This window comes from Bacteroides faecalis, from assembly GCF_003865075.1.
In the GTDB taxonomy this organism is placed as follows: Bacteria; Bacteroidota; Bacteroidia; order Bacteroidales; family Bacteroidaceae; genus Bacteroides; species Bacteroides faecalis.
On the sequence record NZ_BHWB01000006.1, the window covers coordinates 1 to 16,997 of the forward strand.

The 16,997-nt window shown below is 40.4% G+C and carries 10 protein-coding genes, 2 tRNA genes and 2 rRNA genes; 5 read left to right on the forward strand and 9 right to left on the reverse strand.

Annotated elements, in window-relative coordinates; translation table 11 throughout:
* The 6 genes from EJF25_RS11720 to EJF25_RS11745 form a co-directional block, all read right to left on the reverse strand.
* Positions 1-2,253, reverse strand: a 23S ribosomal RNA gene (locus EJF25_RS11720); the annotation flags it as partial.
* The gene (locus EJF25_RS26160; RefSeq protein ID WP_262707190.1) at positions 2,254-2,385 is read right to left on the reverse strand and encodes a hypothetical protein; all 132 of its coding nucleotides are present in this window, start codon (positions 2,383-2,385) and stop codon (positions 2,254-2,256) included.
* A 25-nt stretch (positions 2,386-2,410) separates the two neighbouring features.
* Positions 2,411-2,487, reverse strand: a tRNA-Ala gene (locus EJF25_RS11725).
* 74 nt (positions 2,488-2,561) lie between these two features.
* Positions 2,562-2,635, reverse strand: a tRNA-Ile gene (locus EJF25_RS11730).
* A gap of 307 nt (positions 2,636-2,942) precedes the next feature.
* Positions 2,943-4,468, reverse strand: a 16S ribosomal RNA gene (locus EJF25_RS11735).
* Positions 4,469-5,997: 1,529 nt separating this feature from the next.
* Positions 5,998-6,252 (reverse strand): hypothetical protein, encoded by a 255-nt coding sequence (locus EJF25_RS11745; RefSeq protein ID WP_125041257.1) that lies wholly within the window; start codon positions 6,250-6,252, stop codon positions 5,998-6,000.
* Positions 6,253-6,707: 455 nt separating this feature from the next.
* On the opposite strand from EJF25_RS11745, the gene EJF25_RS11750 reads away from it, so the two are divergent.
* Positions 6,708-7,220: a ferritin-like domain-containing protein gene (locus EJF25_RS11750; protein ID WP_125041258.1), complete on the forward strand. Its 513-nt coding sequence runs from the start codon at positions 6,708-6,710 to the stop codon at positions 7,218-7,220.
* Positions 7,221-7,371: 151 nt separating this feature from the next.
* Here the strand turns inward: EJF25_RS11750 and EJF25_RS11755 are convergent, their stop codons facing one another.
* Positions 7,372-9,141: a glycoside hydrolase family 71/99 protein gene (locus EJF25_RS11755; protein WP_235016790.1), complete on the reverse strand. Its 1,770-nt coding sequence runs from the start codon at positions 9,139-9,141 to the stop codon at positions 7,372-7,374.
* Positions 9,142-9,631: 490 nt separating this feature from the next.
* On the opposite strand from EJF25_RS11755, the gene metF reads away from it, so the two are divergent.
* From metF to gldH, 4 genes are read left to right on the forward strand one after another with little or no spacing between them, the layout of a single operon-like run.
* Positions 9,632-10,585: a methylenetetrahydrofolate reductase [NAD(P)H] gene (gene metF, locus EJF25_RS11760; RefSeq protein ID WP_125041260.1), complete on the forward strand. Its 954-nt coding sequence runs from the start codon at positions 9,632-9,634 to the stop codon at positions 10,583-10,585.
* 1 nt (position 10,586) lies between these two features.
* Complete coding sequence (locus tag EJF25_RS11765; RefSeq protein ID WP_125041261.1) at positions 10,587-11,711, forward strand: DNA polymerase III subunit; 1,125 nt, start codon at positions 10,587-10,589, stop codon at positions 11,709-11,711.
* Between the two features lie 16 nt (positions 11,712-11,727).
* Positions 11,728-13,242 (forward strand): PSP1 domain-containing protein, encoded by a 1,515-nt coding sequence (locus tag EJF25_RS11770; RefSeq protein ID WP_125041262.1) that lies wholly within the window; start codon positions 11,728-11,730, stop codon positions 13,240-13,242.
* Complete coding sequence (gene gldH / locus EJF25_RS11775; RefSeq protein ID WP_125041263.1) at positions 13,220-13,699, forward strand: gliding motility lipoprotein GldH; 480 nt, start codon at positions 13,220-13,222, stop codon at positions 13,697-13,699. Before EJF25_RS11770 ends, gldH begins: the two co-directional genes overlap by 23 nt.
* Here gldH and rodA read toward each other — a convergent pair.
* Together rodA and EJF25_RS11785 are read right to left on the reverse strand one after the other, a co-directional pair.
* On the reverse strand, positions 13,696-15,153 hold the full coding sequence (gene rodA, locus EJF25_RS11780) for a rod shape-determining protein RodA (RefSeq protein ID WP_125041264.1): 1,458 nt from the start codon (positions 15,151-15,153) through the stop codon (positions 13,696-13,698). The two genes, gldH and rodA, sit on opposite strands and share 4 nt — an antisense overlap.
* Complete coding sequence (locus EJF25_RS11785; protein WP_125041265.1) at positions 15,134-16,996, reverse strand: peptidoglycan D,D-transpeptidase FtsI family protein; 1,863 nt, start codon at positions 16,994-16,996, stop codon at positions 15,134-15,136. Before EJF25_RS11785 ends, rodA begins: the two co-directional genes overlap by 20 nt.
* Position 16,997 lies beyond the last annotated feature (1 nt).

Below are 16,997 nucleotides of genomic sequence, written 5' to 3' on the forward strand. Positions count from 1 at the left end.
CCCAGTCAAACTACCCACCAAACAGTGTCCTCGAAATTACGAGTTAGAACTCAAATAATCAAAGGGCCGTATTTCAACAGCGACTCCATTCAAACTGGCGTCTGAACTTCAAAGTCTCCGGCCTATCCTACACATTAATTACCCAAATTCAATGTTAAGCTATAGTAAAGGTTCACGGGGTCTTTTCGTCCCATCGCGGGTAATCGGCATCTTCACCGATACTACAATTTCACTGAGCTCACGGTTGAGACAGTGTCCAGATCATTACACCATTCGTGCAGGTCGGAACTTACCCGACAAGGAATTTCGCTACCTTAGGACCGTTATAGTTACGGCCGCCGTTTACTGGGGCTTCAATTCAATGCTTCTCTTGCGATGACATCTCCTCTTAACCTTCCAGCACCGGGCAGGTGTCAGGCTGTATACCGAATCTTTCGATTTTGCACAGCCCTGTGTTTTTGTTAAACAGTTGCCTGGACCTATTCTCTGCGCCCAGCCGAAAAGCTGGGACCCTTTATCCCGAAGTTACAGGGTTAATTTGCCTAGTTCCTTAACCGTGATTCACTCAAGCGCCTTAGTATATTCAACCCGACTACGTGTGTCCGTTTACGGTACGGGTACCTCAAAGATTAAGTTTAGCGGATTTTCTTGGGAGTTTGATTACATACGCTATTACTTCATTCCGAAGAATTCGGTATACTATCAGGTTCGACTCTCATCCTGGATTTGCCTGGGATGATCAGCATCTACACCCTTTAACGGACTATTCCGTCAGTCCGCGGTATTGTCACTGCTCCGTCTCCACAATCACTCTTTAAGGTAGTACAGGAATATTAACCTGTTCTGCCATCGGCTTCGCCGTTCGGCTGAGCCTTAGGACCCGACTAACCCTGATCCGATTAGCGTTGATCAGGAAACCTTAGTCTTGCGGCGAGGGGGTTTCTCACCCCCTTTATCGTTACTTATACCTACATTTGCTTTTCCACACGCTCCAGTATAGCTGACGCTACGCCTTCGACGCGGAGTGGAATGCTCCCCTACCGATCATTGCTGATCCCATAGCTTCGGTAAAACACTTAATGCCCGATTATTATCCACGCCAAACTCCTCGACTAGTGAGCTGTTACGCACTCTTTAAATGAATGGCTGCTTCCAAGCCAACATCCTAGCTGTCTTAGCAATCTGACTTCGTTAGTTCAACTTAGTGTTTATTTGGGGACCTTAGCTGATGGTCTGGATTCTTCTCCTTTGGGACATGGACCTTAGCACCCATGCCCTCACTCCTGTGATTGGACTAATGCGCATTCGGAGTTTGTCAAGACTTGATAGGCGGTGAAGCCCTCGCATCTTATCAGTCGCTCTACCTCACATTAGTAACTCACAAGGCTGCACCTAAATGCATTTCGGGGAGTACGAGCTATCTCCAAGTTTGATTAGCCTTTCACCCCCACCCTCAGGTCATCCGGAAGCTTTTCAACGCTTATCGGTTCGGTCCTCCAGTTAGTGTTACCTAACCTTCAACCTGCCCAAGGGTAGATCACTTGGTTTCGCGTCTACTCCTTCCGACTGGACGCCCTATTAAGACTCGCTTTCGCTTCGGCTGCATGTCTCTAGACACTTAACCTTGCCGGAAAAAGTAACTCGTAGGTTCATTATGCAAAAGGCACGCCGTCACTGTTTTAACAGCTCCGACCGCTTGTAGGCGCATGGTTTCAGGGACTATTTCACTCTTCTATTCGAAGTGCTTTTCACCTTTCCTTCACAGTACTGGTTCGCTATCGGTCTCTCGGGAGTATTTAGCCTTACCGGATGGTCCCGGTGGATTCACGCAAGATTTCTCGTGTCCCGCGCTACTCAGGATACCACTACGCTTCGTCTGGTTTAGAATACCGGGCTATCACCGTCTATGGCCGAACTTTCCAGATCGTTCTTCTCACCAGATGTCATGCGACATCGTGGTCCTACAACCCCATAATTGCCGTAACAACTATGGTTTGGGCTAGTCCCCGTTCGCTCGCCACTACTAGGGGAATCATTATTATTTTCTTTTCCTGCAGGTACTAAGATGTTTCAGTTCCCTGCGTTAGCTTCCATCGAGGATGGATGTCATTCCTTCAGAATGACGGGTTGTCCCATTCGGAAATCTCTGGATCAAGGGTTATTTGCACCTACCCAGAGCTTATCGCAGCTTATCACGTCCTTCATCGCCTCCGAGAGCCAAGGCATCCGCCATGCGCCCTTGCTTACTTTCTTTCAAACTGACTTCTTCATGGTTGGCATGGGAATCGTTGTATTGCTACGAAGATACCAATTGATCCAATGAAGAGTGTGCGGCTTGATATATACTTTTAGCTCTTTACTAAATTTTACTTTTTGTTTCATCATGTCAAAGATCGTTTCTCTTGCGAGATGGTGGAGAATAACGGATTCGAACCGTTGACCCTCTGCGTGCAAGGCAGATGCTCTAGCCAGCTGAGCTAATCCCCCGAAGATTATGAAGAATAAGGAGGGAGGTATTGTTTTTATTCATACCATTCGTGTTCCTTTTTGCTTCTTCGAAGTAGTCCCAGGCAGAGTTGAACTGCCGACCTCTACATTATCAGTGTAGCGCTCTAACCAACTGAGCTATAGGACTGTGTTCTACGCATTATCGGCTGCTTTCGGCATAATCGATGCAAGCATCGCTTATGCTATCTCTTGCTCGATAATTCAACCTTGTCTACCATCGTTAGACTCGGCTTCTGTTTTCTCTTGTTTATCTCTATCTATACTTCTATAGATTTGATCTATATGTTATAAATAAACAAGTACTAGTAGTACATTAAATAGAACCTTGATAGTCTATATGTTGGATGGTTGAGGTAGAATGATAATCATTTCTATTTATAGAATAGGAGTGAGAAGCTATCTACGGCCATGCAACGGTAACGACATCGCTCCAGAAAGGAGGTGTTCCAGCCGCACCTTCCGGTACGGCTACCTTGTTACGACTTAGCCCCAATTACCAGTTTTACCCTAGGACGCTCCTTGCGGTTACGTACTTCAGGTACCCCCGGCTTTCATGGCTTGACGGGCGGTGTGTACAAGGCCCGGGAACGTATTCACCGCGCCATGGCTGATGCGCGATTACTAGCGAATCCAGCTTCACGAAGTCGGGTTGCAGACTTCGATCCGAACTGAGAGAGGTTTTGGGGATTGGCATCCTGTCACCAGGTAGCGGCCTTCTGTACCTCCCATTGTAACACGTGTGTAGCCCCGGACGTAAGGGCCGTGCTGATTTGACGTCATCCCCACCTTCCTCACATCTTACGACGGCAGTCTCTCTAGAGTCCTCAGCGTCAACTGTTAGTAACTAAAGATAAGGGTTGCGCTCGTTATGGCACTTAAGCCGACACCTCACGGCACGAGCTGACGACAACCATGCAGCACCTTCACAACTGCCTTGCGGCTATAGTGTTTCCACTATATTCAGTTGCAATTTAAGCCCGGGTAAGGTTCCTCGCGTATCATCGAATTAAACCACATGTTCCTCCGCTTGTGCGGGCCCCCGTCAATTCCTTTGAGTTTCACCGTTGCCGGCGTACTCCCCAGGTGGAATACTTAATGCTTTCGCTTGGCCGCTTGCGGTATATTGCAAACAGCGAGTATTCATCGTTTACTGTGTGGACTACCAGGGTATCTAATCCTGTTTGATACCCACACTTTCGAGCCTCAGTGTCAGTGACCAGTCTAGTGAGCTGCCTTCGCAATCGGAGTTCTTCGTGATATCTAAGCATTTCACCGCTACACCACGAATTCCGCCCACCTCTACTGTACTCAAGACTGCCAGTATCAACTGCAATTTTACGGTTGAGCCGCAAACTTTCACAACTGACTTAACTGTCCACCTACGCTCCCTTTAAACCCAATAAATCCGGATAACGCTCGGATCCTCCGTATTACCGCGGCTGCTGGCACGGAGTTAGCCGATCCTTATTCATATGGTACATGCAATATTCCACACGTGGAGCATTTTATTCCCATATAAAAGAAGTTTACAACCCATAGGGCAGTCATCCTTCACGCTACTTGGCTGGTTCAGGCTTACGCCCATTGACCAATATTCCTCACTGCTGCCTCCCGTAGGAGTTTGGACCGTGTCTCAGTTCCAATGTGGGGGACCTTCCTCTCAGAACCCCTATCCATCGATGACTAGGTGGGCCGTTACCCCGCCTACAATCTAATGGAACGCATCCCCATCTTTTACCGAAATTCTTTAATAACAAAATCATGGGATTTTTTTATACTATCGGATATTAATCTTTCTTTCGAAAGGCTATCTCCGAGTAAAAGGTAGGTTGGATACGTGTTACTCACCCGTGCGCCGGTCGCCATCGTTTCTATTGCTAGAAATATGCTGCCCCTCGACTTGCATGTGTTAAGCCTGTAGCTAGCGTTCATCCTGAGCCAGGATCAAACTCTTCATTGTAAAAGTATTTTTGAATATCCAAAAAGGATATCTGTGATCTCTGCCGGATGCCGTACGTTTTATTGACTTCAATCTAATACCTATTTAAAAGGTATTGACGGTTCTATTTTTTTTCTTGTACTACTTGTATTGTTTATCAATATGTCAAAGAACTTAATTGCTTTGGTTTCAAAAGCGGGTGCAAAGGTAAGGGGTTTATTTGAAACTACCAAATGTTTGGAAAAGTTTTTTTTCAGCTTTTCTCTTGGCTCTTTCTAAGGCTCTCTTATCGAAAGGGAAAGAAGGGACAAGATGAAGGAACTGGGGATAAACCGGTTTCTTTGCGAATCGGAGTGCAAAGATAAGAACTTTATGCTATTGCTTCCAAAACTTTTTGGAAGTTTTTTTGTTCTTTGTCTTAACCTGATTTACGCTTTTGCAGTTTGTCAAGTAACTAAGGCTTTCTTCTCTTGGAAAGCGGGTGCAAAAGTAGGGGATTTTAAGATATGATCCTAATTTTAGAGTACTTTTTATGCAAGTTTTTTTAAGATTGGGGATAAATGGCTGAGGGAGAGGGATGTTGTATAACATAATTTGGAGAGGGGAAGGAAGGAGGGGAATAGGGGGACTCATTATTATATTTAAAGCGAGAGAGATTCGAGAGAGAGAGAGAGTTGAGGGGATAAAATTGAATGAACGAAAAACGAATTATCCAAAAAAGGGAGAAGAGAACTAAGAACTAGAATAGAAACCACATTACAAGGAGTGAGAAAACGGATGCATTTATAAAAAGCATCAGGTATAAAATAAGGTGAAACGTGAATTCAGCTTCAGTACACATATAGAATTAAAATTTATATATTCATCACCCGCCACGTATGAATATATAGAATACTGAATATCTGCAATTAATAGTGTGATTGCAATATGTGATGGAAGTGTGACGAAAAAACTTGCCGTCACATTACTGAAATCAGTAAAATCAAATAAATCATTAAAATATATTTTACTTTTAGTAAGAAGGATCCATACTTTTCTATAAAGGATAAAACAGTTTCTCTAAGGGAAACTATTAGTTTCAGCGTTTGAAACAATCAATATATATATGACAAAGATACAATGTATAGGAGATCTCATCCAATATTATGAATATGTTCAACACTAAAAACATTATTTTCTAATATTTAGCACTTTTACCACTCGTGCTTGAACGAAAAAAACAATAGAAAACGCCTTATGAACATAGAAAGAGAGATTAGAAGATTATTTTGACTGTTTGCATTAATCATTGATTATTAATAAATGATTCAAAATAAAAGTAAAATATAATGATGATGAAGAAAGGTGATAATAAGACTAGGTAAGGTGACAATAAAACGTACGAATTTCTTATTGTCACCACTTTATTATCACAAAGACTACATTAATTATCAATATATTATCTCATAAAAGTGACAAGTGACAATAAAACGAGCAAAAAAAACGTTGAGTACGCTGAATTCAAGTTTTAATTGCAGAATTAGAATAAATAATTGATTCCGTATATTTGTTTAGCGCTTCTTATGAAACAAGCAGTTCCATTTCACTTTTAGCGTATCAAATATAGAACGCTTTCGTTCATTCTGAATCAATTTCAGTGCAGTACTAAGCAAACAACGTGCACAAACATCGTCTTTAGTCCCCATTGAGCCACATTCTATGTCGTCAAACAAAGAGACCCAATTCTCTTTCAAAAACATAATCTTATCACTTGACCTCTCCAAATCAACCTTCATACGGCAAGAATAAACGCGATTTTCCATCATTTAAAATTTTAATTGCCGTTCCGCGCTCCCCTAGGAAAGGGCGCAGGAACTATTACTATTATTCCACTAAAGGTTCTGGTAAAACCCGCATACGGACAATGAGCAATAGCTCCACGCCCAGAGGATATATAACCTAAGTTATAATCGAACTGAACATGAAGATTTCTCATTTACTATCTGCGTATGCACAAATTTACCAGATTTATAGTGGCAGATAATAACTAGATATCTCCTAGTCTACAAAATATATTTCTTAATGAAACACAATACAAAAGTAAACAATTTCCTCGATCAACATTCCTATCATTCCATTTTTTTATGTAAAAGATTAGAGTATACAGTTAACCTCAATCACATCTCAGATTATTTCTGTTAAATCTTCCACAAATCGCAAACAAAAGCATATTTTATGCTGTTACCAAAACGACTTAAACATATAACTTAAACATTAAATTATGGCTAGAGAAAGTGTAAAAATCTTACAGGGAAAATTAGACGTTGAAAGTTTGATTTCACAATTAAATGCAGCATTAGCTGAAGAATGGTTAGCATACTATCAATATTGGGTAGGTGCACTGGTAGTAGAAGGAGCAATGCGTGCCGATGTGCAGGGTGAATTCGAAGAACACGCAGAAGAAGAACGCCATCATGCTCAACTGCTTGCCAACCGAATTATCGAATTAGAAGGTGTCCCCGTACTGGACCCTAAAAAATGGTTTGAATTGGCTAGATGTAAATATGACGCTCCTAATGAGTTCGATTCGGTTAGTTTACTAAAAGACAATGTAGCTTCTGAACGTTGTGCAATTCTACGCTATCAGGAAATTGCCAACTTCACTAATGGCAAAGATTTTACAACCTGTGACATTGCAAAACATATTCTTGCAGAAGAAGAAGAACATGAGCAGGACTTACAGGATTATTTAACAGATATTGCCAGAATGAAGAAGTCTTTCCTTGATAAGTAGGTTCTAATTTAACCTGAGTTCACACATCCAAAAGTTTCCATATATCAAAATCTCATAGAAACCTTATGTAAACTCAGGTTAAGTTTATATTCAAGTAATTAAATACTGGTATTTATCTGGAATACTTTAATATTTTTAGTTATAAGTTCAATTATCTTTTACTATAAACAAAACGATATCGGAAACGTCCGTTAGGAGCCGAATCACCATCACTCATACAAGTCTGAATGTCTCCATCGGCAGCTGCATTATCTATCCATTTAAAATCAATAGAAAAGTTAGTAGTATCTACGATTGAAAGACTTCTTATTGGAATAGATAATTCCATTTCATTATTCTTAATGCGATAAGAAACCGACTTCACTTTATCCCAATCCCATCCACCTTTACATTTCTCTAATATTGTTTTATCAGTACCCACATCTGTTCTGTTCACCACAAATTGGAAGCCTTCCCACGAAGGAGCATTATTTCCTCGTACCTGAATAAATAATTGCATCCAGTTCAAATCATTGTAAGGTGTGATGGGTTCAGCTGTTTTCACATAAAAGAATAAGTTTGTACCGTCAGTTGCTACTTTTGATAGAATGATATCATTTCTCCCCGTTGTATTGACAAGTGTCCCCAGACGTCCCCAACCAAAATGATTACGATGTTTTGTATCTCCCTGATCGTCAGCATATACAGTATTTACTTTTTGCCAATCCATCATATTCCCGTCAATCTTAATCTTGTGTTTTTTTTCTGTTACGGGCTGTCTATGAACTCCTTTAAACTTCCGGATATAATCTACAAGCAAATAATAATAGTTATCCCCGAAATCCCCCTTGACAGGTTCAATATCTCTACTAAATTCATGATTGTATTGATCTACAAAATAGGTATCTCCTTTTTGAACATTCCGGTCAGGCATCGAAACTTCATTATTTTGCGACGCAATCTGGCGTTGGGCAGTCCACTCATTCCACCCTGTAAAAAACAAAAATGAAGGATCCAATTCCATCGCCCGATTAAACTGGCTTTGAAAATAAGTACCTTTACCTGAAGAAAAGACCTTAGGTTCAGTATTAGTCTTTACATCAAAACTACGCCCGATATTTGATATAGGATGAGTAGCAGCAGCCACCGATACAAATTCATTCTTTCCTTCATGGATACCAGCTTGTTGAGGATACAATCCTGCCCATGGCCATTTGTCTACTCCATCTCCAAACCAAGTATCCACTCCCTTATTATTCCATAAATACCAAGAATGGCGTATGGTAAACATATCTTTGCAAGCAACAGGAACTGCACTCGGGTCTACCAAAATCAAAGGTTTATCCAACCATCGAAACCACAAATCTTGATATAATTTCTTCGCATATATCTCCGAATACAGAATATTAAATGTATTGGACGATGAAGAATTCAAGATAAAAGCAAACTGAGGAGTCAAATTTCCTTCATGCCGCATTTGAGTATAAATATCCAGAATTTTTTTCACAACAGGAATATATGTATATGCATTGGTTACATCAAAAACAACCACATCCACGCCTGCATCCGATAACATTTGAGCATGTTTACGTATCACCCACTCATCATTTGATACATAGTATCCAAGATAAGGCTCTCCCCAGTGATGCATGGCATGAGCAGGTCCCCATTGAGGGTTTACCGAGTCCTTTGCTAATATTTTCGACAGATCATAAGGGCTTTTCACATCTGTAGCAGCAGGTATTTGGACATCATTATAATTGGCAGGTTTATCATATCCATGGCAACCATGCCAAATAAAATAGAAAATACCCACAAACTTATTATTTCGTTCAGTTTTATCCGGATAAATTGTAGTTCCAGGATCCATCTTATTACCCTGTCCGTCTATTGCACACCATGAAGAGGGATCGACTGTTACTACATTGTTTTCTTTTTCCATCTTATTTTGAGCTTCCGCAACAGAAGCAAAGAAAAGCAGTAAACAAGTACAAATTATTTCAGAAAAAAACGATCTGTCCATATAGCAAATTATTTATTATTTTACTTTAGTATTTATTCATCCGACTTTTTAGAATTCCACAAGGATCCATCAACTAATGGCAGAATTGTATAAACACATTGGAACAAAATGCCCGGTGCGTTAAAATAATCATAGTATAATTTCATCGATTACCTCATTAACTTATCATTATCAATGATTACTTGTGTTAGGAAAATATGCTATAAATATACAACCAAATTATCATATAAATCAGAATATCTCACATATTTTTATCCATTCATCAACAAACAAGCAACCTTTCACCAATTTAATAGCATTGATACCAAACTATTTTAGAAAAAAACAGGAGAGAAATCTTTCTTTTTTCGTATTTTTGTCCCAATATGCATGTTTAATATAAATAAACAACGAACATTTATAAAAAAGAATGAGAGTAATTGACTTAATACATAGCAACGAAAAAACAGCTTTTTCTTTCGAAATTCTTCCTCCACTGAAAGGAACCGGAATCGAAAAACTGTATCAAACAATCGATATTCTTCGAGAATTTGATCCGAAATATATCAATATCACCACTCACCGCAGTGAATACGTATACAAAGATTTAGGCAACGGGCTTTTCCAACGAACCCGTTTAAGAAGACGTCCGGGAACAGTTGCTGTAGCGGCTGCCATTCAGAATAAATATAATATTACGGTAGTTCCTCATCTTTTATGCAGTGGTTTCACTCGTGAAGAGACTGAATATGTATTGCTAGACTTACAGTTTCTGAACATTACAGATCTGCTTGTCCTGCGTGGCGACAAGGCAAAACATGAATCGGTATTTACCCCTGAGGGTGACGGATACCATCATGCAATCGAATTACAACAACAAATTAATAATTTCAATAAAGGTATTTTTGTTGATGGGTCAGAGATGAAAGTTACCAATTCTCCTTTCTCTTTTGGAGTAGCTTGTTACCCAGAGAAGCATGAAGAGGCACCCAATATAGAATCCGACCTCTATTGGCTGAAAAAGAAAGTGGAAGCTGGAGCTGAATATGCTGTGACACAACTGTTTTATGATAACAAGAAATACTTCAAGTTTGTAGAACAAGCGAAAGCCGCAGGTATCAATGTTCCTATTATTCCGGGGATTAAACCTTTCAAAAAGCTGTCTCAACTGAGTATGGTGCCAAAAACATTCAAAGTAGACTTGCCGGAAGAGTTGGTAAAAGAAACTTTGAAATGCAAAAACGATGCGGAAGCTGAACAAGTGGGCATTGAATGGTGTGTAGCACAATGCAAGGAGTTGATGGCTCATGGAGTTCCAAGTATTCATTTCTACTCGATTGGAGCAGTAGACAGTATTAAAGAAGTAGCAAAAGCCATTTATTGATATGTTTTTTAGAGACGTAATCGGACAAGAAGAAATTAAGCAACGACTTATTCTGGAAGTGAATGAAGGACGGATTCCACATGCCCAACTCATTTGTGGACCGGAAGGAGTCGGGAAAATGCCACTAGCTATTGCCTATGCACGCTATATTAGTTGTACCAACCGTGGAGAAACTGATGCTTGTGGTACATGTCCGTCCTGCGTAAAATTTAATAAACTCGTTCATCCGGATGTACATTTTGTCTTTCCTATCGTCAAGAGTGCGAAAGGAAAACGGGAAGTATGCGATGATTATATTGCGGATTGGCGCCCCTTTGTTCTGAATAATCCTTATTTCAACCTGAACCATTGGCTAGGCGAAATGGATGCAGAAAACTCTCAGGCATTGATATATGCGAAAGAGAGCGATGAGATTATGAAGAAACTCAGTTTGAAGTCTAGCGAAGGAGGATTCAAGATAACAATTGTCTGGTTACCGGAAAAGATGCACCCGGTATGTGCCAACAAGCTACTGAAACTACTCGAAGAGCCACCGGAAAAGACCATCTTTCTGCTTGTATCGGAAGCACCGGAGATGATTCTTCCTACTATTTTAAGCCGTACGCAACGGATGAATGTACGGAGGATAGATGAAAACAAGATTGACCGAGTACTTCAAACCAAGTATGGTATTCAACCTGCCGATAGTCTTTCCATTGCCCATATGGCAAACGGAAACTTTATTAAAGCACTTGAAACGATTCATCTGAATGAAGAAAACCAATTGTTCTTCGATTTATTCGTCAGCCTGATGCGATTGTCCTACCAACGAAAAATCAGAGAGATGAAAATGTGGAGCGAACAGGTAGCTGCCATGGGACGTGAACGCCAAAAGAACTTTTTGGAATATTGTCAGCGCATGATTCGGGAAAACTTTATCTACAACCTGCATCAACGCGATCTGACTTATATGACGATCAACGAACAAAATTTCGCATCCCGCTTTGCTCCCTTCGTCAATGAACGCAATGTTATGGGAATCATGGACGAACTAAGCGAAGCGCAACTACATATTGAACAGAATGTAAATGCTAAGATGGTATTTTTCGATTTCTCACTGAAAATGATTGTACTGTTGAAGCAATAAATTAATATATAAAACTATGGAATATAAACTTCATAATGGGAGCGGCGGTCTTTGCTGCAAAGGATGTTCCCGACAAGATAATAAATTGAACACCTATGATTGGCTGGCGGACATACCGGGCAACGCAGAGGAATGTGATATGGTTGAGGTACAATTCAAAAATACCCGGAAAGGGTATTACCGCAACAGTAATAAGATTAAACTTGAAAAAGGGGATGTAGTCGCTGTGGAAGCTGCACCGGGACACGATATTGGTGTGGTAACACTGACTGGAAGATTGGTTCCTCTGCAAATGAAGAAGGCTAATTTCAAAGCAGATACCGAAATCAAAAGAATCTACCGAAAAGCAAAACCGGTGGATATGGAGAAATTCAATGAAGCTAAGGCTAAAGAACACGCCACAATGATTCGTGCACGGCAGATTGCCTTGAGCCTGAATCTGAATATGAAGATTGGTGACGTGGAATATCAGGGAGACGGTAATAAAGCTATCTTCTACTATATTGCTGACGAACGTGTAGATTTTCGCCAACTGATTAAAGTACTTGCTGAAGCATTCCGCGTCCGCATTGAAATGAAGCAAATTGGTGCTCGCCAGGAAGCTGGACGTATCGGGGGAATCGGTCCTTGTGGTCGTGAACTTTGCTGCGCGACATGGATGACAAGCTTTGTTTCAGTTTCAACTAGTGCTGCTCGTTATCAGGATATCTCTCTGAATCCTCAAAAACTTGCCGGACAGTGTGCCAAACTGAAATGTTGCCTGAATTACGAGGTAGATTGTTATGTAGAAGCCCAAAAACGGCTTCCTTCCAAAGAAATCGAACTGGAAACTAAGGATGGTACTTTCTATTTCTTCAAAGCAGATATTCTGAATAATCAAATTTCTTATTCAACCGACAAAAATTTCCCAGCTAATCTAGTTACTATCAGCGGGAAACGTGCTTTTGAAGTGATCGCAATGAACAAGAAAGGCATGAAACCAGATAGTTTGTTGGAAGCTGAAAACAAACAAGAACCGAAAAAGCCAATAGACTTGCTAGAACAGGAAAGTTTAACTCGCTTTGACCGCAGCAAGAACAAAGACGGAAACAATAACGGTAACCGGAATAAAAAGAAGAAAAAAGGAAACAATAACCGCCCACAGCAACAAGTTGAAAATGGGAATCGCCCACAACAGGAAATTGAATATGGGAATCGTCTGCAACAAGCTCCACGGGATAACAACGAGAAACGTCCGCAGGTTGTTGAAAATGAGAATATGAATAGGGGGGACAGAGAAAATCGTTCCAAGAATAACAACCGGAATAGAGGACAGAATCAAGGACGGAATAATGAAAACAGACGTCCTGAGAGGGGAACGAATCCTGAAAGACAACAAAATCCGAATTCCGAACGCCAACCTAATCAGGAACGTGGGCAAAAACGCCTTCAAGTACAAGACCATCAGTCTAATCAGGAACGCTCTCCAAAACCGGAAAGAAACAGAAATCAAGAGAAGCCACAAAATAATGAGAAGCCTGTTCAGGAATAGTATATTTTGTTTATTCAGCGTTTGCCTGACAGCAGCGTGCAATGAGAATACAGTGTATCATTCTTACCAATCCCTTCCCGATGAGGGATGGGCAAAGAGTGATACACTCTCTTTTCAGATTCCTATTACTGATTCTATTCCACCTACATTCAGATTGTTTACAGAGGTTCGTAACAAGAGTAATTATCCCTATTACAATCTTTATTTATTCATTAGCCAGAATTTACAGGATTCCACTGTATTTCTTACGGATACAATCACAATTAACTTGGCAGATTCCACAGGGAAATGGCTAGGAAATGGTTGGGGAAGTATTTACCAATCGGCTGTATTCTTTAAATCTGTTCGTCCATTATATCCCGGAAATTATACATTCAGAATTGTAAGCGGAATGAAAGACGAGAAACTAAAGGGTCTCAATGATATTGGTATCCGCATTGAGAAGAAACATGATTAAAGTCTTCTACCTCGTCCTGCATCAATCCTCAGAAATATAAATAGTAATATCGTAAAGCCCCACAAAGAGGAACCTCCATAACTAAAAAACGGTAAAGGAATACCAATGACCGGGGTTAATCCCAACACCATTCCAACATTTATAAACAGGTGGAAAAGGAAAATACTGACTACTGAATATCCGTACACACGTCCAAAGGTAGAAGGTTGCCGTTCTGCCAAAGCGATCAGTCGGAGAATCAACACAAGAAAAGCTACCAAGACAGCTGCTGACCCCACAAAACCTTGCTCCTCTCCTACTGTACAGAAAATAAAATCAGTATCTTGTTCCGGAACATACTTCAATTTGGTCTGCGTTCCATTCAGAAAACCTTTTCCCGTCAAACCACCGGAGCCAATAGCAATCTTAGATTGGTTTACATTATAACCTGCACCTGTTAGATCCTCTTCCAATCCTAATACGACTTTGATACGGACTTGCTGATGAGGTTCCAATACATTGTCGAACACATAATTACTGGAATATAAAAAACCGATAGAGCCTATCGCAAAAAGGGCTATTAGAAAATAAGAGCGTTGCCGTTCACTTAGTGCCAGATAAAATAAATAACCTATTATAAAGATACATAATCCCCATTGTACCCATACCAAGCTAAAATGTACCCAATATTCTGATAAAAAATAGGCAATAAGCAAAATAAGCATACTTCCCCCGATTATATTTCGTGTTGGTTCCCACTTTTTACGATATACCCAAACCATTCCACCAGCAAAAAACAAAACCAGTAGTAATACTATGAATTCTCCTAAAGGAGTGGGTGTATCTGCTATACATATTTCATCAAAACGGATTCCGACTACGAAATATACAACCGCACATACTCCGGCAAATAACACAACTCCGGGCATTCCTTCACGATACAGAACCAAGAAAAAAGCCAAATATACCAATGCCGAACCAGTTTCCTTTTGTCCAATAATTAACAACATCGGAAGAAGTATAATTAGTCCCAGCACCAAGGCGCATTTCTCCTTCTTTATATTGAACGAATAGGAATTCATATACTTGGCAAGTGCTAACGCTGTAGCAAACTTGGCAAACTCCGCCGGTTGCAGACTGACAGGTCCCATTACTAACCAAGAACGGGAACCTTTTGCATCCGGTGCTATAAAAATGGTGACGATAAGTAACAAAATGAGTCCTATATATATAATGTAGGCAAACATATCATACATCCGATCTTCCAACATCAACAGCACAAAGCCGAGTCCAAACGAACAGACAATCCAAACAAACTGCTTGCCGGCACGAGTCGAAAAGTCCAAGAAATCGCGATCGCCATAATCATAGCTAGCCCCGCAGATACTAAACCACCCAGCAACAATCAGAATTAGATAAATACAAACCGTTGTCCAATCCAGTGTTTTCCACAAACTATCGTTCCTCGTTACCATATAATATAACTTTGTTACTGAATTCTTCTGCCACTATTTCATTTTTAGGAGAAAGCTTTCCCTTTATATATTGCTCCATCATCAATCCACCAATAGGCACACCATATTTCGCCCCCCATCCACCATTTTCTACATAAACAAGAATTGCAATTTTGGGATTATTCATTGGTGCAAAACCCAGAAAAGCAGAATGGTCGTGCCCTTTATTCTGAGCAGTTCCGGTTTTTCCACAAGCTTCCAAATCAGGGATCATCAATGATAACTCACGACAGGTTCCTCCAGTAACTGCGGCTCGCATCCCTTCCACCACAGATTCATAATGGCGTTTCTCAATGGTAGGATAAAGCGGAACACGATAAGCACTATCTAATTGATTGTCTTGTATCTCCTTTACAATATGCGGAGTAATAAAATGTCCTCGGTTAGCAATAGTAGCCCCCAAATTAGCAACTTGAAGAGGAGTAGCCAAAACTTCCCCTTGACCGATAGAGATACTGATCACTGTAAGTCCGTTCCAATGACCCCGATAAGCTTTGTCATAGAATTGAGCATTCGGAATTAATCCTCGTTTCTCTCCCGGTAAATCAACACCTAATTTATAGCCAAATCCTTGAGATACCATATGATCCTTCCAAACAGTAATAGCTTGTTGAGGTGAGCCATACTTACGATCACCAAACATACGAAATAATCCCCAACAAAAATAAGCATTACATGATGTTGCAATAGATGGAATCAACGGCAATGGAGAAGCATGTGTATGACAACTAACTTTCAATCGTCCATAATGAAAACCATCAGAACAAGGAAAAGCAGGGCTATCTTTAGTTACAATTTCTTCTTGTAGAAATGTCAATGCCTGTGCCGTTTTAAAAGTAGAACCCGGAGGATATGTTCCTGAAATTGCACGATTCAAAAGAGGTTTCATCTTATCACGTTGCAACATCAAATGATTCTTTCCACGTTGGCGACCAATCATCAAATGAGGATCATAATTAGGAGAAGTTACCATACAAAGAATTTCTCCTGTTGCCGGTTCAATAGCAACAATACTACCAATCTTATTTTTTAATAACCGCTCACCTAACATTTGCAGATCAATATCCAAACTCAAAGTCAGATTCTTTCCAGGAACAGAAGGACGGTCAAACTGTCCATCCATATAATGTCCCTGTATACGCCCATGAGCATCCCGAAGCAGAACCTCAATTCCCTTTTCGCCACGCAAGTATTTTTCATACGATTTCTCAACTCCGGACGTACCTACATAGTCACCACGAATATAGTAACCTTCTTCATCTGCCTCAAGCAATTTCGCAGAGATTTCCCCAATATCTCCCAAAGCATGTGCAGCTGCATTATACGAATATTGGCGAATGGTACGACGCTGTACATAAAAGCCACGAAACTTAAACAACTTTTCTTGAAAGACACCGCATTCTTCCGCCGAAAGCTGGGACATAAATACTTGATTGGTATACCTCGAATATCCAGGATTTCGACGACGATCTTTCATATCTGCCATGATTTTCAGGAACTGTTCTCTAGTGATTCCCAATGACTGGCATAAATCAAGTGTATCCAGATTCTCTACTTCTTTTGGAATAATAGTAATATCGTATGCCGGTTGGTTAAATACCAATAGCTTACCATTACGATCATAAATCGCTCCGCGTGAAGGATATTGAATTTTATTCAAAAAAGCATTGCTATCAGCATTCTTTTTATAGTCATCAGTAGTGATCTGCAATACGAAAAGACGTATCAAATAAATTAATACGATTGAGACGGCAACTCCCCCCATCACAAACTTTCGTTTCTCTAAAATATAATCTTTTGCCATT